The sequence below is a fragment of the Bacillus sp. FSL M7-0558 genome, from assembly GCF_038003245.1.
GTDB lineage: Bacteria > Bacillota > Bacilli > Bacillales > Bacillaceae > Bacillus > Bacillus pumilus.
The window spans coordinates 1,694,297-1,713,502 of record NZ_JBBOOU010000001.1; the positions used below are offsets into that span (position 1 = coordinate 1,694,297).

Genomic DNA, 19,206 nt, shown 5'->3' on the forward strand with positions numbered 1-19,206 from the left:
ATAAGAAGTCAATTTATAAGAGAAAGGGTTCAAAGCGCATGAAAATATTATTTGTTGGAGATATTGTCGGTTCACCTGGACGAGACACACTGAAAGAATACTTGCCAAAGCTAAAGAAGAAATATCAGCCCCACTTTACCATTGTAAATGGAGAAAATGCTGCTCATGGAAAAGGGATCACTGAAAAAATCTATCATGAACTGCTGCAAGCAGGAGCTGACGTGCTCACAATGGGCAACCATACATGGGATAAAAGAGACATTTTTGATTTCATTGATGACGCAGCCAACATGGTTCGTCCGGCGAACTTCCCAGAAGGTACACCTGGTAAAGGTCTTACGTTTATCAAAAAACAAGGGAAAGAATTAGCCGTCATCAACCTGCAAGGACGTACTTTTTTACCCCCACTTGACTGCCCATTTCAAAAAGTAGACGAGTTAATTGCGGAAGCATCTAAACGTACACCGTTCATTTTTATTGATTTTCATGGTGAAGCCACAAGTGAAAAGCTAGCGATGGGCTGGTATACAGACGGCCGTGCATCATGTGTCGTTGGAACGCATACACATGTTCAAACAGCAGATAACCGCGTTTTGCCAAAAGGAACTGCGTATATTTCAGATGTGGGGATGACAGGACCTTATGATGGCATTTTAGGTGTTGATCGGGAGACGATTATTAAACGATTCAAAACGAGTCTTCCAGTCCGTTTTGAGATTGCGGAAGGACGCACGACATTAAGTGCAGTAATCGTAGAAATTGACGAACAGTCGAAAAAAGCTGTCAAAATTGATCGAATTTTGATAAATGATGACCATATTTTCTTTGAATAAATGTTCACATATTTATTTCAGAAAAATATTAATCAGAAAGAAGGAATATGCGCCCTCTATCGTGAATATAGTAAAAATGGTAGGTAGCCTGCTATTTTTGAAAAACATTTTGGGGATGGATTTTCAAAAAATAGCATCATCTAACAAAGATTGTTCTAATGAACACTCACTTATCCATTGTAAATTTAAGGGGGAGCAGAAATGGAAATTTTAAAAGTTTCAGCAAAGTCAAATCCGAATTCAGTAGCAGGAGCATTAGCAGGCGTTTTACGTGAACGCGGTGCAGCGGAAATACAAGCAATCGGCGCTGGAGCGCTGAATCAGGCGGTCAAGGCTGTAGCCATAGCAAGGGGATTTGTTGCACCAAGTGGAGTGGATTTGATATGCATTCCAGCCTTTACTGACATTCTTATCGATGGAGAAGAAAGAACAGCCATCAAATTGATTGTTGAGCCACGATAATTCTAATTTTATTATTTTCAACCTGCTTACATCATGTAAGCAGGTTGTTTTTGTTTACCACTATACATTTCTTATATAACATATTCAGTTCATGAAATAGATAAAAATGACATATTAGAGCTTGCATTTTTTCACCATGATGATAAATTAAGATTAAGTTAAAAATACTTCATCAAAAATAAATATTTAAGTAGGTGAAATAATGGTTGAAGCTTTTTTGAAAAGAGGAAAGCTTGTTTTTATTTTATTTTTTATTGTTCTCATTGCTGGCGGCTATTTATTTACGCAGCTTCCTAAGCGAGAACTGCCAGAATTCCAAGCGAATATCGTCACGATTTCCACCGTGTTCCCAGGTGCGGATGCAAAACAGGTGGAAAGTGATGTAACCAATAAGCTCGAATCAGCCATATCTGATATCAATGGTGTAGAGAAAACGAGCTCTGTTTCTGCCATTGGGTTTTCAAATATTGTGCTTGAAATTGATGATCAAACCGACTTTCAAAAGGTGGCAAGTCAAATTAAGAACGAAACCACAAGTGCTGCGTCGTCCTTTCCTGATGGAGTGATGGAGCCTGATGTAAAGGATGAGTTTGGCAGCGTGCCGGTTGGTTCTTATATGGCTGTGGCAAGTCAATCAGCAGACTTAGCAAAAAGTCAGGAATCGCTGCGTGCGTTGAAGGAAAAGGTTGAGGACATCAATGGGGTAGACAGTGTCGTCATCAAAGGATTCAATGACAAACAAGCGGTATTAAACTTAGATTCAAGTAAACTGGAGGATGAAGGGTTAAGTGTAACGGATGTCACAAATGCCATCAATCAGGAATTTGACACATCTCCACTAGGCGACATTCGGACAGGCGGTGAGAAGGTTAAGCTGTCCATCGATGCCTACGACCGTTTGAATCAAGTGAAAAAGCTTGAGCTTTTCTCCAAAACGAACCGTGAACCGGTCACAATCAGTCAGCTTGGCAGCTTAAAAGAAGTAGAAAAAGAGAAAAGTGACATTGTGTCGTATAACGGAAAGCCTGCCTATTCATTTACAGTCAATATCAAACCAGGGCTTGATATTCCTAAAATGTATGACAAAGTCAGTGATGTTATTGAGAAAGAGAAGCAGCTTCCAAGTGGTGTCGAGTGGGTAAACTACTATTCACAAAAAAGTGAAGTGGATGCCATTTTTAATGATTTGATAAAAGAAGCCATTGTTGCGGTCATCGCTGTTATTGTTGTCACCACACTTGGTCTGACCATTGGCGGTGCGTTCATCGTTTCACTTGCCATCCCATTATCAATCACAATCGGAACGATTCCGCTGCCATTTTTACAAGTGGACCTCAATCAGATATCGATTATCGGATTTATCATTGCCCTAGGAATACTTGTCGATGATGCCATTGTCGTCAACGATAATATTTTAAGGCAAATGAAAAAATATGAAAGTCCGCTGAAAGGAACGATTGCAGGGGTCAAAGAAGTTGCAGGGTCTATTTTGACCTCAACACTTGCGGTTGTGTTTGCTTTCTTGCCACTTGTTTTCCTATCAGGTGCAAACGGTTCATTTATACGAGCATTACCGTCTGTCCTCGTAACGACTGTACTTGCGTCTATGGTAATTTCTCTGACACTAGTGCCAGTCTACCAATATACCGTGAACCGAAAAAGACAGAACAAGAAAATTCAAAAAGAGCCAGGATTCCTAGGCAAACCGTTAAAAAAATTAGCTGATTTTTATGCAGACCGTGTGCTGACGAACATTGTGAAGCGTCCGCTGCTTATTGGCTTTAGTGGTTTGCTTGTTGCAACGCTTGCCTTTTTATTGATTTTCGTCACACCATTTGAATTTTTCCCTGCAGCGAATAAGAAAGAAGTGGTTGTCACTGTCACACTTCCAAGTGAAACAACATTAGACAAAACAAATGAAACATTAGAGAAAATAGAACAAGAGATGAAACAGCAGAAAGGCATTGAAGAGACGGCGATCTTTGCAGGCGGCGGTGTACCGAACCTGTTTAATGAAAGTATCTCAAATGCAAGTGATCATACTGGTCAGGTTGTCGTGAGAGTAGACAATGATCAGATGACGAGTAAACAATTGATCGATCGTATGACAGAGCCATTGCGTAAGAAATTTAAAGATGCTGATATCTTTATGAAAACCATTGTTCAAGGACCTCCAACTGGTGCACCTGTGACAGTAACCATTGCGGGTGACTCTTTTGCAAAGCTCATTGATGTCAAAGAAACGCTCACAAGTGAAATGAAAGAAAAAGGAGCGAGCTTGATCACTGACGATGTCAATCAGCCGGTAAAAACGATCTCCTTTGAACTAAACCGTGACCGAATGGCAGAGGATGGCCTCAGCGCTCAGCTTGTCAGCAGACAGCTCGGTCTTGTGACAGAAGGCATGCCATTAGGCAGCTTTAAACAAGGAACAAAAGATATCGATTTAGTGGTCAAACAGGATGTAGGTACACATCAAAATGGATTAAAGCTAAAAGAAATAAAAGTGCCTGTCAATTCAAATGAAGGCGGTATGCCTTCACTCGAGCCACTTAGCCGATATGTAAAAGAAAAAGAAACAGAGCAGTACGAAAGCATTCCACATGAAAATGGAATTCCGACCATTACGCTGAAGGCGTACCCTGGCACGTCAGAGTCGTTTAAAGACGACATGAAAGAAGTCGTCGATCAAGTAGGAAAAACAGATGCAGCGAAGGATCTAGCTATTTCTCAAGGCGGAGAAAATGAAGATCAAACCAAGTTCTTTATTGAAATTAGTCTCTTATTTGGGGTTGTCTTGCTTCTCATTTATGTGACCATCGCTTTCCAGTTCAATTCATTGATGCTTCCACTATTAGTTCTAGGAACGGTTTACTTAGCGATATCTGGAGCTGTTATCGGACTATTTGTCACACAAACACCGTTCAGCTTTATGGCAACAATGGGAATTGTCTCATTAGCTGGTATCGTGGTCCGAAATGCGGTTGTCTTGTTCGAGTTTATTGAGCAGCGGCGTAAGCAGGGATTCGATCAACAGACAGCTGTCATTGAAGCGGGAAGAGCAAGGATTAGGCCAATTTTACTAACAGCATTTACGGCACTTGTTGCCCTAATGCCTGTAGCATTAAGTAATGATCCGCTCTTTAAGCCGCTGGCAATCTGCATTGTATCGGGTGTCTTTTTCTCAACAATTTTGACACTATTAATTGTGCCAGCCTTATATATTGCCGTTTCAAAAAGACGGTGAATCAAAAAGTAAATCTCCTTTTCTATGGGGATTTGCTTTTTTTTTTAGAAAAATATCCAAAAAAATATGTGGAGTGTTCATTTGTCTTTTTACAGTAGACAATGGTATTTACGACGAAAATAAGACGTGTTAAAATCTCAGTGGGAGAAGTTTTTTAACAAAGGGGTTGTACGTCATGTGTGGAACGATGAAAGCAATTGTTAAAAAAGAAAGCGCTTACGGAGCGGTGCTGATGGAGATGCCGATTCCAGAAATCAATGATCACGAAGTATTGATTCAGGTGAAAGCCACTTCGATATGCGGAACAGACGTGCATATTTACAATTGGGATGACTGGGCAAAGGGAAGAGTTAAAGCGCCCTACATTTTTGGACATGAATTTACAGGGGAAGTTGTCAAGACGGGGAAGCAAGTCTCACGTGCAAAAGTAGGGGATTTTGTATCGGCAGAGACACATGTTGTATGTAATCAGTGCTCTATGTGTTTAACAGGTCAACAGCACTTGTGCAATGAAACGAAAATTTTAGGAGTAGACATTGACGGCTGTTTTGCTGAATATGTCAAAGTACCTGAACAAAATGTGTGGCACAATCCAGCTCAAATGCCAGTAGAGCTTGCGTCTATTCAAGAGCCGCTTGGCAATGCGGTTCATACAGTGCTGCACACACCTGTTTCAGGTAAGTCAGTGGCGATTTTTGGCTGCGGACCAATCGGTTTAATGGCGATCGCCGTCGCGAAAGCTTCCGGTGCTGTCCAAGTGTTTGCTGTCGATCAAAACGAATACAGGCTGAATCTTGCCCGGAAAATGGGGGCAGACCATATCGTGGATATTGGAAAAGATGATCCTGTTGAGGTGATTAAGCAGTTCACGCGGATGGAGGGGGCAGATGTGATATGCGAGATGTCAGGACATCCAGTTGCCATTAATCAAGCTCTCGAAGCTTGTGCAAATGGAGGGAAAGTCAATATACTAAGCTTGCCAGAACGACCAGTGACAATTGACATTACGAATCAAATTGTTTTTAGGGGATTAACCGTGCAAGGGATCACGGGGAGAAAAATGTTTGAAACGTGGCGTCAAGTATCTGAGTTATTAAGAACAAATACCATCGATGTCAAGCCAGTTGTCACCCATACACTACCATTTGAACAGTTCGAAAAGGGATTTGAACTCATGAGAAATGGGATGTGCGGAAAGGTCGTACTGATGATGCCATCAAATCAAAGGGGGAAGAAATGATGAAAGAATTCACGTATTTACAAGATGAACTGGAAACAATGAAGCAGCAAGGCACTCACCAAACATTGAAAGAGATTGACTCAAAACAATCATCCACTGTGACATTAAATGAACAACCTGTCATACAGCTCTCCTCAAATAACTACTTAGGCCTCACCTCACATCCAAGGTTGATGAAAGCGGCAAAAGAGGCCATTGATGAATTCGGTGCTGGTACGGGGTCGGTACGAACGATCGCTGGCACAATGACGATGCACGAACGTCTTGAAAAAAAGCTCGCTGCATTTAAAAAGACCGAGGCAGCCCTTGTATTCCAATCAGGCTTTACGACCAATCAAGGGGTCTTATCAAGTATCCTGACAAAAGATGATATTGTGATTTCAGATGAACTGAATCATGCCTCAATCATTGACGGCATTCGGTTAACAAAAGCAGATAAAAAAGTATATGGTCATTCCAATATGGAAGAGCTTGAGAAAATTTTAAAGAAATCTATGAATTACCGCGTTCGTCTCATCGTCACAGACGGTGTGTTCTCGATGGATGGAGATATTGCGCCACTTCCTGAGATTGTCAGGCTCGCAGAAGCATATGATGCATTTGTGATGGTAGACGATGCACATGCCTCGGGCGTGCTTGGTGAAAATGGCCGCGGGACAGTCAACCATTTTAAACTCGACGGCAGAGTGCATATTCAGGTTGGGACACTTAGTAAGGCTGTCGGAGTGCTCGGCGGCTATGTAGCGGGATCAGCCGTTTTAATTGATTATTTAAAGCATAAAGCAAGACCGTTTTTATTCAGCACCTCACATCCGCCAGCTGTGACTAGAGCGTGTGAAGAAGCGATTGAAGTGCTGTTAGACGAACCAGAGCGAATTAGCATGCTCTGGGAAAACGCCGCCTATTTCAAAGAAAAAGTCGTCAGCCTTGGATTTCAAGTTGCTCCGACAGAAACACCAATTATTCCAATCATGATTGGAGACGAAGCTCTTACGTTCCGCTTTTCAAAGGCTTTAATAGACCGAGGCGTGTTTGCCCAGGGCATCGCTTTCCCAACTGTAGCAAAAGGAAAAGCGAGAATTAGAGCCATCATCACAGCAGAGCACACAAAAGAAGAACTGGACCGTGCACTGACGATCATCGAAGAAGAAGCAAAAAAACTGAACATACTTGATTGAGAGAGCGCAGGCTCTCTTTTTTTAATATAGAGATTGGCTGTGACCTTCTTGCTGAATAGCCATTTTTTATAGAAAAACTGTATATGAATTTATTTTCAATTCATCACAAAATAGTCTATACTGTAGGGTGGAGCTTGGTTTGAAAGGAGTACAAATTCATGAATGAAGAGCAGAGAAAAGCGAGCGGACAAGTAAGTTCATCGGACAAAAAATCCGAGAAGGACTATAGCCAGTATTTTGAAGCTGTGTACATTCCGCCTTCCTTAAAAGATGCAAAAAAACGGGGTAAAGAAGAAGTCGAATACAATCAATTTCAAATTGACGAGCGTTTTCAAGGGTTAGGAAACGGGCGCAAGTTTTATATTCGCACATATGGCTGTCAAATGAATGAGCATGACACAGAAGTGATGGCTGGTATTTTTATGGCGCTTGGTTATGAACCGACAAACTCAACGGAGGATGCAAATGTCATCTTATTAAACACTTGTGCAATTCGTGAGAATGCGGAAAATAAAGTGTTCGGAGAGCTTGGTCATTTAAAAGCATTAAAGCGTGAAAAGCCAGATTTAATTTTAGGTGTCTGCGGATGTATGTCTCAAGAGGAATCTGTCGTCAACCGTATTTTGAAGAAACATCCATTTGTTGATTTGATTTTCGGTACACACAACATTCACCGCCTGCCAGAGCTGTTATCTGAATGCTATCTTTCAAAAGAAATGGTCATCGAGGTTTGGTCAAAAGAAGGCGATGTCATTGAAAACCTTCCAAGAGCCCGCCAAGGAAAAATTAAGGGCTGGGTGAATATTATGTACGGTTGTGATAAATTCTGTACATACTGTATCGTCCCTTACACGCGCGGTAAGGAAAGAAGTCGCCGCCCTGACGAAATTATTCAAGAGGTCAGACGTTTAGCGGCAGAAGGATATAAGGAAATTACCCTTCTTGGTCAAAACGTGAATGCGTATGGAAAAGATTTTGAAGACATGGAATATGGTCTTGGACACTTGATGGATGAGCTACGTAAAATCGATATTCCGCGTATCCGTTTTACAACAAGCCACCCGCGTGACTTTGACGATCACTTAATTGAAGTGCTTGCTAAGGGTGGGAACCTTCTCGATCATATTCATTTGCCAGTTCAATCAGGCAGTTCTTCTGTCTTGAAGCTTATGGCGAGAAAATATGACCGTGAGCGTTACCTTGATCTTGTGCGCAAAATCAAAGAAGCGATGCCAAATGCTTCATTAACAACGGATATTATTGTTGGGTTCCCAAATGAGACAGATGAGCAGTTTGAAGAAACACTTTCCCTCTATCGCGAGGTTGAGTTTGACGCTGCTTATACGTTCATTTACTCTCCAAGAGAAGGAACACCAGCAGCGAAAATGCAAGACAACGTGCCAATGCATGTGAAAAAAGAACGTCTGCAGCGCCTGAATGCCCTCGTGAATGAAATTTCTGCGAAAAAAATGAAGGAATATGAAGGGCAGACTGTCGAAGTATTAGTAGAGGGTGAAAGTAAAAACAACCCTGAAATCCTAGCCGGATATACAAGTAAAAGCAAGCTTGTGAATTTTAAAGCACCAAAAGAAGCGATTGGCAACATCGTCAAAGTGAAAATCACACAAGCCAAAACTTGGTCTCTTGACGGAGAAATGGTTGGAGAAGCTATCGAGGTGAATTAAAATGACGCTTTATTCAAAAAAAGAGATTGTCGAGCGCGCAAGAGAGCTCGCTAAAATGATTTCTGAAACAGAAGAAGTTGATTTCTTCAAGAAAGCAGAAGCGCAAATCAATGAAAATACAAAAATTTCAACGATTATTAATCAAATTAAGGCGCTTCAAAAACAAGCTGTGAATTTAAAGCATTACGGCAAACATGAAGCCTTAAAGCAAGTCGAAGAAAAAATCGATGCCCTGCAAGAAGAACTGGATGAAATTCCAGTGATTCAAGAATTTAAAGAATCACAAGTGGAAGTCAATTCCCTGCTTCAGCTCGTAGCGCATACGATTTCTAATCAAGTAACAGATGAAATCATTCTTTCAACCGGCGGTGACCTCTTATTAGGAGAAACCGGTTCAAAAGTGAAAAACTCATCACCAAGTTGCTCCATTAAATGAGAAAACCCCGCAAATGCGGGGTTTTTTGTTTTGCTATCATCATTTTTTGAAAGAACAAAAATCACACTTCCCATTCTACTTCTTGTTTCGTCACCCCAAAATCTCTCACTCTCCAACTTTTCCAATTTTCAAGGCAAGTTTATGGGCGACCATGCATACACTGAAACAGAAATGAATTTAATTGAACATGAAGTTCAAAATCGTGACACACTAGACGAATGCCCAGCATAAGATAAAACGATCAAGAACAAGGAGGCATGCCGGAATGTCTGAATACAGAGAAATTATTACAAAAGCGGTGGTTGCAAAAGGGAGGAAATTCACCCAAAGCACACACACCATTTCTCCATCGCAAAAACCAACCAGCATCCTAGGTGGTTGGATCATTAATCATAAGTATGATGCTGAAAAGGTCGGTAAAACTGTTGAGATTGAAGGAACCTTTGATATTAACGTATGGTATTCTTACGCTGATAACACAAAAACAGAAGTCGTCACAGAACGGGTGAAATATGTAGACATCATCAAACTAAGATATAAAGATAAAAATTTCCTTGATGATGAGCACGAAGTGATTGCAAAAGTGCTGCAGCAGCCGAATTGTCTAGAAGTGACCATTTCTCCAAACGGCAATAAAATTATCGTTCAGGCAGAGCGTGAATTCATTGCTGAAGTGGTAGGAGAAACAAAAATTGTTGTAGAGGTCAATTCAAGCTGGAAAGAAAAAGATGATCATGAGTGGGAAGAAGAGGTGGATGAGGAGTTAGAGGATATTCATCCAGAATTCCTAGCGGGTGATCCAGAAGAGTAATTGATGACTAGGGCGCATATCCCCCTAGTTTTTTTGTGTCCTATCTAGGAGAAAAAAGGTGATTTTTTATGCTATAATGAAAGATGGTATGAATTCGAATGTAATATAGTGAGGGATTAGAAATATGGCAAGTTATACGCCCATGATACAGCAATATTTAAAAATCAAGGCAGAGTATCAAGATGCCTTTTTATTTTTTCGCTTAGGCGATTTTTATGAAATGTTTTTTGATGACGCAAAAGAAGCGTCACAAGAATTAGAAATCACGCTAACAAGCAGAGATGGCGGGACCATACCAATGTGCGGTGTTCCTTATCATTCTGCTTCTGCATACATAGAACAATTGATTTCAAAAGGCTACAAGGTCGCGATTTGTGAGCAGGTGGAAGATCCTAAAACGGCAAAAGGTGTAGTCAAAAGAGAAGTCGTTCAACTCATTACACCAGGTACGGTGATGGATGGTAAAGGCTTAAGTGAAAATGAAAACAACTTCATTGCCTCTGTGACAAAGTTTGAAAATGGATATGGACTTGCACTTTCCGATTTATCTACTGGTGAAAACATGGCGGCTTTCATTGATCGATTAGATGAAGTCGTGTCTGAAATTTATTCTGTCGGTGCAAAAGAAATTGTGGTGTCAAAGCAGCTGGATGAGGAAACAGTCAAGACCTTAAAGGATCGGTGCCAAGCGACCATTTCATACGAAGATAGTGATGAATTGATCGATGAAGCTGAGCGGCTCGTGTCTCGCCTGAGTGAGCAACTAAGATCGGCCTTTTTGACATTATATGCTTATTTAAGAAGAACGCAAAAAAGAAGCCTCGATCACCTTCAGCAAGTTCAAGTGTTTGAGCTCGAACAAACAATGAAAATTGATCTTTACTCAAAACGAAATCTTGAATTAACAGAGACGATCCGCTCAAAAAGCAAGAAGGGCTCTTTGTTATGGCTGTTAGATGAAACAAAAACAGCGATGGGTGGAAGGCTGCTCAAGCAATGGATCGACCGGCCGTTAATTCGTCTTTCGCACATTAAAGAACGCCAGGAAATGGTGCAAATTCTCATGGACCATCTCTTTGAACGAGAGGATCTGCGTGAACGGTTAAAGCAAGTATATGATCTCGAACGTTTAGCGGGCCGCGTCGCATTTGGCAACGTAAATGCCCGTGATCTCATTCAGTTAAAGGAATCCTTAAAACAAGTACCAGCCATTAAAGAGCTTGTGCACTCACTGCCAGAGGAAATGGCAAAATCAAGAGCGAATGCGATTGATCCTTGTGGTGACTTGCTTAATTTATTAGAAGATGCACTTTATGAAAATCCGCCGATGACGATAAAAGAAGGCAATTTGATTAAAGATGGCTACAATGCAAAATTAGATGAATACCGTGATGCCAGCCGAAACGGAAAGGACTGGATTGCACGTCTTGAACAGCAGGAAAGAGAATATACCGGCATTCGCTCCTTAAAAGTCGGGTTTAATAAAGTGTTTGGTTATTATATCGAAGTGACACGCGCAAATACACATCTGCTGGAGGAAGGCCGTTATGAAAGAAAACAAACGCTTGCCAATGCAGAGCGGTATATCACACCTGAATTAAAAGAAAAAGAAGCACTGATACTTGAAGCAGAATCAAATATCAACGAATTGGAATATGAACTATTTACAGCTCTCAGGGAGCAAGTGAAAGGTTATATTCCTAGATTACAGCTGCTTGCAAAACAAATGAGTGAGCTGGATGCGCTTCAATGCTTTGCGACTGTCAGTGAAAAACGCCGTTATATCCGTCCAGAATTCTCAGAGGATGAGGTAGATGTCATAGATGGTCGTCACCCAGTCGTTGAAAAAGTGATGGATCACCAGGAGTATGTACCAAATGACTGCCGTATGGGAAATGGCCGGCAAACCTTACTCATTACTGGACCAAATATGTCAGGGAAAAGTACGTATATGAGACAAATGGCGCTTATCTCCATTCTTGCGCAAATTGGCTGCTTTGTGCCGGCATCGAAGGCGACTCTTCCGATCTTTGACCAAATCTTTACACGCATTGGGGCGGCAGATGATTTGATTTCTGGTCAGAGTACTTTTATGGTAGAGATGCTCGAAGCAAAAAATGCGATGGTGCATGCAACGAAAAACAGCTTGATTTTATTTGATGAAATTGGACGCGGGACAAGCACCTATGATGGAATGGCTCTTGCGCAGGCGATCATTGAATTTGTTCACGATCATATTGGTGCCAAAACGCTTTTTTCCACACATTATCACGAGCTGACAGTTCTTGAATCTCAATTAAGCGAGCTGAAAAATGTCCATGTACGTGCTGAAGAGCATGAGGGCACGGTCGTTTTCTTACATCAAATCAAAGAGGGTGCAGCTGATAAAAGCTATGGTATTCATGTAGCGCAGCTTGCTGAATTGCCTGATGCGATCATCGATAGGGCCCAGACCATTTTGACGGAGCTTGAGAGCGGATCACATGAAGTGACCCCGCACGTATCTGCAGCTCCAAAAACAGAAAAGGCAGAGGAAAAGCAGCAGCTTTCTTTCTTTGAAGTAGAAGAAAAACCGCAAACCAAACCAGTTCTAAAACAGAAAGATCAAGCGGTGATCGAGGAATTAAAGTCATTCAATCTAATGGATATGACTCCGCTCGAAGCGATGACTAAGCTATATGAATTGCAAAAGAAATTATAATGTAAGGTGAGGTGAGCAAAATGGCAAAGATTATTCAGTTATCCGATGACCTATCCAATAAAATTGCTGCAGGTGAAGTAGTCGAACGTCCAGCTTCTGTCGTAAAAGAGCTTATGGAAAATGCAATCGATGCAAGTAGTACAGTGATTGAAATCGATGTAGAAGAAGCAGGTCTTTCTTCTATTAGAATGATTGATAATGGTGTTGGAATCGATGCTGAAGATTGTAAGCTCGCCTTTCAGCGCCATGCAACGAGTAAAATCAAAGATGAAAATGACCTGTTCCGTGTCAGAACGCTCGGTTTCAGGGGAGAGGCGCTGCCAAGTATCGCATCTGTCTCTCATCTAGAAATGAAAACAAGTACTGGTGAAGGAGCTGGAACGCACCTGGTGCTGCAAGGCGGAAAGATCATTTCAGAGAAAAAAACCTCTAGTCGCCGCGGTACCGAGATCGTCGTTACCAACTTATTTTACAATACACCGGCCCGCCTAAAATACATGAAAACCGTTCATACGGAGCTTGGCAATATATCAGATGTCGTCAATCGAATTGCGCTGGCTCACCCAGAAGTATCGATTCGCTTGCGTCATCAAGGAAAAGTCCTGCTTCAGACGAATGGAAACGGGGATGTGCGGCATGTGCTTGCGGCCATTTACGGAACAGCTGTTGCGAAAAAAATGGTGCCGCTTCACGTGCAATCACTTGATTTTGAAGTGAAAGGATATATCTCCTTGCCAGAAGTGACAAGGGCATCACGGAATTATATGTCTTCTGTTGTAAACGGCAGATATGTTAAGCATTTTCCGCTCGTGAAAGCGGTCCATGAAGGGTATCACACGCTGCTACCGATTGGCCGCCACCCGATTACATTTATAGAGATGAAGATGGACCCCATTTTAGTGGATGTGAACGTTCATCCTTCGAAGCTTGAAGTGAGACTTAGTAAAGAGCAGGAACTTCATGAGTTAATTAAGCAAGGAATTAAGGACGTATTTCAAAAGCAGCAGCTCATTCCAAGTGCTTCGGTGCCAAAAAAAGCACCAATGCCAGCGATCAAAAATGAGCAGCAATCCTTAACCTTTGATGCGAAAAAAGGAAACACAAGCGAGGTGGAAACGCCGCTATCCTATCAGCCGGAGCCGCTCGAATCGGTCTTATATGAGACAAGCCATACCGAAGCATACGGAATGCCTAATCAAGAGAAGACGGAACCATCATCACCAGTATTTTATGAAGAAGCCTCATCTGAGCGAGTTCAGTTAGAGGAATCCGCCGCTTCACTAGAATATGAAGAGTCAGAACTAAGAGAAGATGCTGCAGAAGCCATTTCAGAAAACGAACGCGTCCCTGTCATGTATCCCATCGGACAAATGCACGGCACATATATTTTGGCTCAAAATGAACGTGGGCTTTATATTATTGATCAGCATGCGGCCCAGGAGCGAATCAAGTATGAGTATTATCGTGAGAAAGTAGGAGAGATCAAACAGGAAGTGCAAGAAATGCTCGTCCCATTAACATTCCATTACTCGAAAAACGATATGCTGATTATTGAAGAGCATAAAGAGATACTAACGAAAGTGGGTGTCTTCTTAGAGCCTTTTGGTTCAGGAAGCTACATTGTACGGTCGCATCCGCAGTGGTTTCCAAAAGGAGAAGAGGCTGAACTGATCGAAGAGATTATTGAGCAAGTGCTGGATGAGAAGCGTGTAGATATCAAAAAATTAAGAGAAGAAGCGGCAATCATGATGAGCTGCAAAGGCTCTATCAAAGCAAATCGTCATTTGCGAAATGATGAAATCAAAGCCCTATTAGATGAACTCAGGCAGACAAAGGACCCTTTCACTTGTCCGCACGGCCGGCCGATCATCATTCATCACTCGACATATGAAATGGAGAAAATGTTTAAACGGGTCATGTGATCAAATAAAAAAGCGCTCTTATTAAGGCACCTCAGCGTGTAGACAAACTATTGCGCGAGCTGGTGCTCACGAATGTCTAATCCGCGCCAGAACTCGTCCTTCCTAAGCTACAAAGGTTTCTATCACACTGAAAAGAAGACAAAGGGCTAAAATAAACATCATTTTGCCCTTTGTCATTTGGAGCGCTCTTATTAGAGCGCTTTTTTATTTAGCATCCACACGGATCTGGCGGTGTGACCACAACTGGTCGTGTATTAATATCAATCGTATCTTCTGCATAAAATGTGGAACCGATGCTAATTGCTCGATTTTCTGCGCGGAACGTATATGTACCTGCGGCAGGGAGTACTTTATGTGAAAGCTTTAATGTATATTTGGAAATTCCAAGTAAATCCAATCTAAGCGGAATACGGACGGTTTGTCCGTTGTTCAAAATGTAGCTGTCTTTTAATGCTTTACCGTTCATAATGTCTTTAGTTGTTGCTTGGAAACCCTTTGGCAGTGTGAACTCAACCGCACCAAGACTTAAAATAGAATTTGGGCTGTACGTTAGTTCAATGTCAGAAAAAGACCATTCCTGCTTACTTGTACCTGTAATTTTTGCGTAAAGGGCAGCTGGTTTTGCATTGGTTGATGCTTTGCTTTCCTCTGTTTTGGCTCCTTCAGCAGATGCAGAAAGCGGCACTGACAGCGCCATAACCAATGTGAGCATCCCCATCATGATCATCGTCCATGTTTTTTTCATTTCTTCCTTCCCCCTTGTTGAATATAGGTAAATAATAGATGATTACACCCATTATTTACCTATAATGTTACCATATCCCTACATGGTATTAAATGGTATATTATACCCTTATTTTGTCATTTTGTTTAGTAATAACGGGGAAAATGCGCATTTGGTTGGTTCATTCCGTAACCAAAGCCTGGCATTTGCTGATTCGGCATCATCATATGCATATCTTGATATCCGTATGGATGATATGGCATCATTCCAGATCCACCATAGTGGCCATGATGATGGTGATCCTTCATTGGAACATGCGAAAAGGGGTCATGCTGATTTGGAAAAGGCGGATAGGCTGAATGATGATGCGGATAATGTCCGCTGTACTTATCCTTTTTACCGGTATGATAATGGTTTGGCATATTCATATGATCATGCATGTTTGGCGCGACCACATGCTCATGATTGGCTGTATACACATTCTCAAACGTATGGTACGGATTTCCTTCGTGATGATAATTCATTTGGCTATTCATATTGTTCATTTGATATCTCATCCTTTATGTCAGGTTGCCATATCCTATGAGCATGATCCGTTTCATGAGCCTATCCATATGAAAAAAACCGGCTTTTCAGCCGGGAAAACAAAAAGCAGTTGAAAGCGTCAGGTGCTAATATGAGAAGCCATGTCTTCTTCTACGACGCTTCTTACAACTGCTGCAGACACTTTTAGGGTAATAATAGGGATCGTAGCTTCTAGAAGTATCCCAGAAATCGCTCTCAAACCAATCATCTTTTTTATGATGAAACTTTTTTTCTTTACATGGGTCCTCATGGCAATGATCGTCATGCTTTTTATAACAGTTTGAGTGGGAATGTTTGCACTTGCATTTGCACATTGTCATCCCTCCTAAATGTGACTCAATGCTAGTATATGCACGAATAAGACAAGGGGACTGGATGGTGGCGCATCTTCTGTAAAAAAAGGCTTTTTCTCAAAAATTCAAATGAAAAGAATTGACTAGTGCTAAAATAACATGATAAAATATAAATTTTTATCCAACGATGAAATGTGTTATAATCAAATTGTGAATACTTTCGGAGGTGGCGGATTTGTTTCAAATAGGTGATAAAATTGTTTATCCTATGCATGGTGCCGGTGTGATTGAAGGAATGGAAGAAAAAGAGATTTTAGGTAAGACGGAGGAATATTTTCTGATTCAAATGCCGAATATGCAGATGATGATCCCAAGAGGCAGAATCAATCAACTAGGTATTCGTCAGGTAGCAGATCAAGCAACGCTGAAAGTTGTGATGAACAATTTTGCAGAAGAAACAAACGACGACACGCTTACTTGGAAGCAAAGATATGATGAAAATATGAAAAAGCTAAAAACAGGTGCGATCGAAGACGGTGCAGACGTTGTCAAAGATCTGATGAGACGAAATCAGAAGAAAGCATTAAATTCAAGTGAAAAGAAGATGCTTGAAGATGCTAGAGGCATGTTAGTGAGTGAAATTTCTCTTGCACAAGGGCTTTCACAAGATGAAGTCCTTTCAGCTTTAGAGAATGAACTAAGAATTTAATGATGGATATACAATAATTGGCTGTAAACAGAAGGGCATCCCTTTTGTTTGCGGCTTTTTTGTTTGAAATCAGAAAAACATGTCCATTTTTGTAGGTGATTTTAACTAAAGCTAAAATAAGGTCATACGATGCAGTTTTTTATTCAAGCAGCGAATGATTCAAAGAAGTCAGAAATACCTAGAGCGGCATAAAAAAACAGGAAAGTTCTCCTGATTCATTTAAATGAGCCGGACAACCTTTGAATTCTGTTAGCCATTGATAGTAAAATAATGCGATAAGATGACACCTAAGAGAATGAAAAGGAGCGGTGAAATGAAAAGGCTACTGATATGTGGATTCATCTTTCTGATCCTATGTGCTCTTTTAATGGTGAAATGCAGCCATTCTGTTCAAGAAAAAAAAGAGCAAAAGCAACATCAAGAAGAGGTAGAAAAGTATCAAAAAGAGCGAAAAAAAGGGGATCGATACGACAGTTTTAAACAGCTTATTCGGCATGAAAGAAAAGGGTATGAAATAGAATTTCACGAAAAGGGCGGAAGTGATTTACTCGTCTTTTCTCCTCATGGAGGGGAAATTGAACCAGGAACAAGTGAAATTGTAGAAGCATTTCAACAAAGATACTCGACGTATTTGTTTGAAGGAACGAAACAAGACAACAATCGTGATTTGCATATTACAAGCACCAAGTTTGATGAACCGATATTGGTCCAAATGATTAAAACGTATCCCTTCTCCATTTCCATCCACGGCTATAAAAGTGATAAAAAGCACACGCTAGTTGGCGGGACAAACGAAAAAATGAAAAGAGCAGTTGTACGAGAGTTAAAAGATCGAGGATTTTCTGCAGAAATGGTGCAAGAAGGCGAACGGCTTTCAGGAACAGATCCTAAAAATATTAATAATCGAAATGCAAGTGGTGAAAGCGTTCAGCTAGAAATTAGTACGGCGCAGAGAGAATCTTTTTTCGACCATTTTGATACGAGAAAAGGAAAGAAAAAAGCATTCAGACGTTATATCCGTGCTTTAAAAGAAGTATTAAGAGAATTTGACCCAACTTCGTAGTAAAATCGTTTTGATGGGTAAAAGTACTCCATTTAAACTTGGTAAAAAAGATAGAAATATGCGAAATGAACATAAATCATGCAATAAATTACAATTTGCCTTAAAAACATAAATTATGTAAAATAATAGTTATCAGTTTGATATGATAGAATGGGGCTGAAGTGGATGGCACATAAAATACCATCTTCCGAAGTAGGTGTAAAGATCAATCAATGGTACACGCATATTTGCAAATTTGAAGTCGAACAAGCAAACGATATGAAGCGCCTTGTTGAAGAAGAAATTCATGAGATGGAAGAGGATCAAGATTTGCTTCTATATTATTCTCTAATGGATTTTCGCCATCAACTGATGCTTCAGCATTTAACGCCAGTCCATGCAGGGAGTGAAACACTTCAAGCCGTGTCTTTTCCGAAAGAAATGGAAGATGGAGAAGATGAGATGACAGGCTTACTTGGCTATTACTTTCATTTTTTTCATGGAATGTATGCGTTTATCCAGCGCCGATACATCGAGGCCATTTCCTATTACAAGCATGCGGAACATCAACTGATCTTAGTGACAGATGAGATTGAAAAAGCGGAATTTTACTATAAAATCGCTGAAGTATACTATCATATGAAACAAACTTATTTCTCCATGCATTATGCTAAAAAGGCGAGAGACATTTATAAGAAACATCAGCTTTATGGAAAAAGAAGCATTCAATGTGATTTTGTCATGGCAGGTAATTGTATTGATGTGAGTCAGCACCAAAAAGCGCTTCCTTACTTAGAAAAAGCGTTAAAGGTTTGTGAAGCGATGGAGCGGAAAGAGTGCACATCTTATTTTAAAGCGATGGCTCTTAATAACTTAGGAGCTTGTCATTATAGTATGGGAACGTACCATACAGCGACAGTCTTTTTTGAACAAGCCATTTCCCTTTATCAAAAAGATCAAGCATCCACGATGATCAAATCATTATTTTCACTTGCTCTTACCTGGTTTAAACTCGGAGATATCGAGCGGGCGGGTGAGGCTATACGTAAAGGAATGAACGAGGCTTGTTTATTGGAAGATGAAATTTATCAGTTGAAATTTCAATTTTTACAGGCGCTTTATATAGAAAAAGACAGCTGTGAGCAATTAAGATCGGCACTATTTGGACTGCGAAGCAAAAAAATGTTTGCTGATTTAGAGGAATTAGCACTTGATGCGGCTAATTATTATAAGGAACGCGACATGTACAAGGAATCCTCCACTTTTTTTGAGATTGTGATCGAAGCGCGTACGCACATTCAAAAAGGAGATGAGATGTATGAGAACGAAGCATAACAT

General features: G+C 40.8%; 15 protein-coding genes. 13 read left to right on the forward strand and 2 right to left on the reverse strand.

Annotated elements, in window-relative coordinates:
* Positions 1 to 38: 38 nt before the first annotated feature.
* The 10 genes from MHB79_RS08405 (at position 39) to mutL (ending at position 14,515) form a co-directional block, all read left to right on the forward strand.
* Positions 39 to 833 carry a TIGR00282 family metallophosphoesterase gene (locus MHB79_RS08405; RefSeq protein WP_003212177.1) on the forward strand — a complete coding sequence of 265 codons (795 nt, stop codon included), beginning with the start codon at positions 39 to 41 and terminating at the stop codon, positions 831 to 833.
* 201 nt (positions 834 to 1,034) lie between these two features.
* Positions 1,035 to 1,295, forward strand: a complete 261-nt coding sequence (spoVS, locus tag MHB79_RS08410) for a stage V sporulation protein SpoVS (RefSeq protein WP_003211281.1) — start codon at positions 1,035 to 1,037, stop codon at positions 1,293 to 1,295.
* Between the two features lie 202 nt (positions 1,296 to 1,497).
* Positions 1,498 to 4,542 (forward strand): efflux RND transporter permease subunit, encoded by a 3,045-nt coding sequence (locus MHB79_RS08415; RefSeq protein WP_340989477.1) that lies wholly within the window; start codon positions 1,498 to 1,500, stop codon positions 4,540 to 4,542.
* 175 nt (positions 4,543 to 4,717) lie between these two features.
* Positions 4,718 to 5,782, forward strand: a complete 1,065-nt coding sequence (gene tdh / locus MHB79_RS08420; RefSeq protein ID WP_340989479.1) for an L-threonine 3-dehydrogenase — start codon at positions 4,718 to 4,720, stop codon at positions 5,780 to 5,782.
* Entirely contained in the window at positions 5,779 to 6,960 is a 1,182-nt protein-coding gene (locus MHB79_RS08425) for a glycine C-acetyltransferase (protein WP_340989481.1), read from the forward strand. The genes tdh and MHB79_RS08425 overlap by 4 nt, the downstream gene beginning before the upstream one ends.
* A 158-nt stretch (positions 6,961 to 7,118) precedes the next feature.
* Positions 7,119 to 8,645, forward strand: coding sequence for a tRNA (N6-isopentenyl adenosine(37)-C2)-methylthiotransferase MiaB (gene miaB, locus MHB79_RS08430; protein ID WP_012010025.1), 1,527 nt, complete (start codon positions 7,119 to 7,121; stop codon positions 8,643 to 8,645).
* A 1-nt stretch (position 8,646) separates the two neighbouring features.
* Positions 8,647 to 9,081 (forward strand): RicAFT regulatory complex protein RicA family protein, encoded by a 435-nt coding sequence (locus MHB79_RS08435; protein ID WP_003211238.1) that lies wholly within the window; start codon positions 8,647 to 8,649, stop codon positions 9,079 to 9,081.
* 265 nt (positions 9,082 to 9,346) lie between these two features.
* Positions 9,347 to 9,892, forward strand: coding sequence for an outer spore coat protein CotE (gene cotE / locus MHB79_RS08440; RefSeq protein ID WP_003212450.1), 546 nt, complete (start codon positions 9,347 to 9,349; stop codon positions 9,890 to 9,892).
* Positions 9,893 to 10,016: 124 nt separating this feature from the next.
* On the forward strand, positions 10,017 to 12,593 hold the full coding sequence (gene mutS, locus MHB79_RS08445) for a DNA mismatch repair protein MutS (RefSeq protein ID WP_340989483.1): 2,577 nt from the start codon (positions 10,017 to 10,019) through the stop codon (positions 12,591 to 12,593).
* Between the two features lie 20 nt (positions 12,594 to 12,613).
* The gene (mutL, locus tag MHB79_RS08450; RefSeq protein ID WP_327840703.1) at positions 12,614 to 14,515 is read left to right on the forward strand and encodes a DNA mismatch repair endonuclease MutL; all 1,902 of its coding nucleotides are present in this window, start codon (positions 12,614 to 12,616) and stop codon (positions 14,513 to 14,515) included.
* A gap of 208 nt (positions 14,516 to 14,723) precedes the next feature.
* Here the strand turns inward: mutL and bslA are convergent, their stop codons facing one another.
* Both bslA and MHB79_RS08460 read right to left on the reverse strand, forming a co-directional pair.
* Positions 14,724 to 15,260: a biofilm surface layer hydrophobin BslA gene (gene bslA / locus MHB79_RS08455; RefSeq protein ID WP_050944961.1), complete on the reverse strand. Its 537-nt coding sequence runs from the start codon at positions 15,258 to 15,260 to the stop codon at positions 14,724 to 14,726.
* A gap of 125 nt (positions 15,261 to 15,385) precedes the next feature.
* Complete coding sequence (locus MHB79_RS08460) at positions 15,386 to 15,784, reverse strand: hypothetical protein (protein WP_327840705.1); 399 nt, start codon at positions 15,782 to 15,784, stop codon at positions 15,386 to 15,388.
* Between the two features lie 568 nt (positions 15,785 to 16,352).
* Here MHB79_RS08460 and MHB79_RS08465 point away from each other — a divergent pair.
* The 3 genes from MHB79_RS08465 (at position 16,353) to MHB79_RS08475 (ending at position 19,203) form a co-directional block, all read left to right on the forward strand.
* Positions 16,353 to 16,826 (forward strand): CarD family transcriptional regulator, encoded by a 474-nt coding sequence (locus MHB79_RS08465; RefSeq protein ID WP_050944959.1) that lies wholly within the window; start codon positions 16,353 to 16,355, stop codon positions 16,824 to 16,826.
* 313 nt (positions 16,827 to 17,139) lie between these two features.
* The gene (locus tag MHB79_RS08470; RefSeq protein ID WP_253622592.1) at positions 17,140 to 17,889 is read left to right on the forward strand and encodes a poly-gamma-glutamate hydrolase family protein; all 750 of its coding nucleotides are present in this window, start codon (positions 17,140 to 17,142) and stop codon (positions 17,887 to 17,889) included.
* Positions 17,890 to 18,054: 165 nt separating this feature from the next.
* Entirely contained in the window at positions 18,055 to 19,203 is a 1,149-nt protein-coding gene (locus MHB79_RS08475; RefSeq protein ID WP_003211287.1) for a Rap family tetratricopeptide repeat protein, read from the forward strand.
* The last annotated feature ends 3 nt before the right edge of the window (positions 19,204 to 19,206 follow it).

Coding starts and splice junctions, on each gene's coding strand:
- miaB (WP_012010025.1), top strand. CDS start 7,119: ATGAATGAAGAGCAGAGAAAAGCGAGCGGACAAGTAAGTTCATCGGAC.
- MHB79_RS08470 (WP_253622592.1), top strand. CDS start 17,140: ATGAAAAGGCTACTGATATGTGGATTCATCTTTCTGATCCTATGTGCT.
- cotE (WP_003212450.1), top strand. CDS start 9,347: ATGTCTGAATACAGAGAAATTATTACAAAAGCGGTGGTTGCAAAAGGG.
- MHB79_RS08475 (WP_003211287.1), top strand. CDS start 18,055: ATGGCACATAAAATACCATCTTCCGAAGTAGGTGTAAAGATCAATCAA.
- MHB79_RS08415 (WP_340989477.1), top strand. CDS start 1,498: ATGGTTGAAGCTTTTTTGAAAAGAGGAAAGCTTGTTTTTATTTTATTT.
- tdh (WP_340989479.1), top strand. CDS start 4,718: ATGTGTGGAACGATGAAAGCAATTGTTAAAAAAGAAAGCGCTTACGGA.
- spoVS (WP_003211281.1), top strand. CDS start 1,035: ATGGAAATTTTAAAAGTTTCAGCAAAGTCAAATCCGAATTCAGTAGCA.
- mutS (WP_340989483.1), top strand. CDS start 10,017: ATGGCAAGTTATACGCCCATGATACAGCAATATTTAAAAATCAAGGCA.
- mutL (WP_327840703.1), top strand. CDS start 12,614: ATGGCAAAGATTATTCAGTTATCCGATGACCTATCCAATAAAATTGCT.
- MHB79_RS08460 (WP_327840705.1), bottom strand. CDS start 15,784: ATGAACAATATGAATAGCCAAATGAATTATCATCACGAAGGAAATCCG.
- bslA (WP_050944961.1), bottom strand. CDS start 15,260: ATGAAAAAAACATGGACGATGATCATGATGGGGATGCTCACATTGGTT.
- MHB79_RS08435 (WP_003211238.1), top strand. CDS start 8,647: ATGACGCTTTATTCAAAAAAAGAGATTGTCGAGCGCGCAAGAGAGCTC.
- MHB79_RS08425 (WP_340989481.1), top strand. CDS start 5,779: ATGATGAAAGAATTCACGTATTTACAAGATGAACTGGAAACAATGAAG.
- MHB79_RS08405 (WP_003212177.1), top strand. CDS start 39: ATGAAAATATTATTTGTTGGAGATATTGTCGGTTCACCTGGACGAGAC.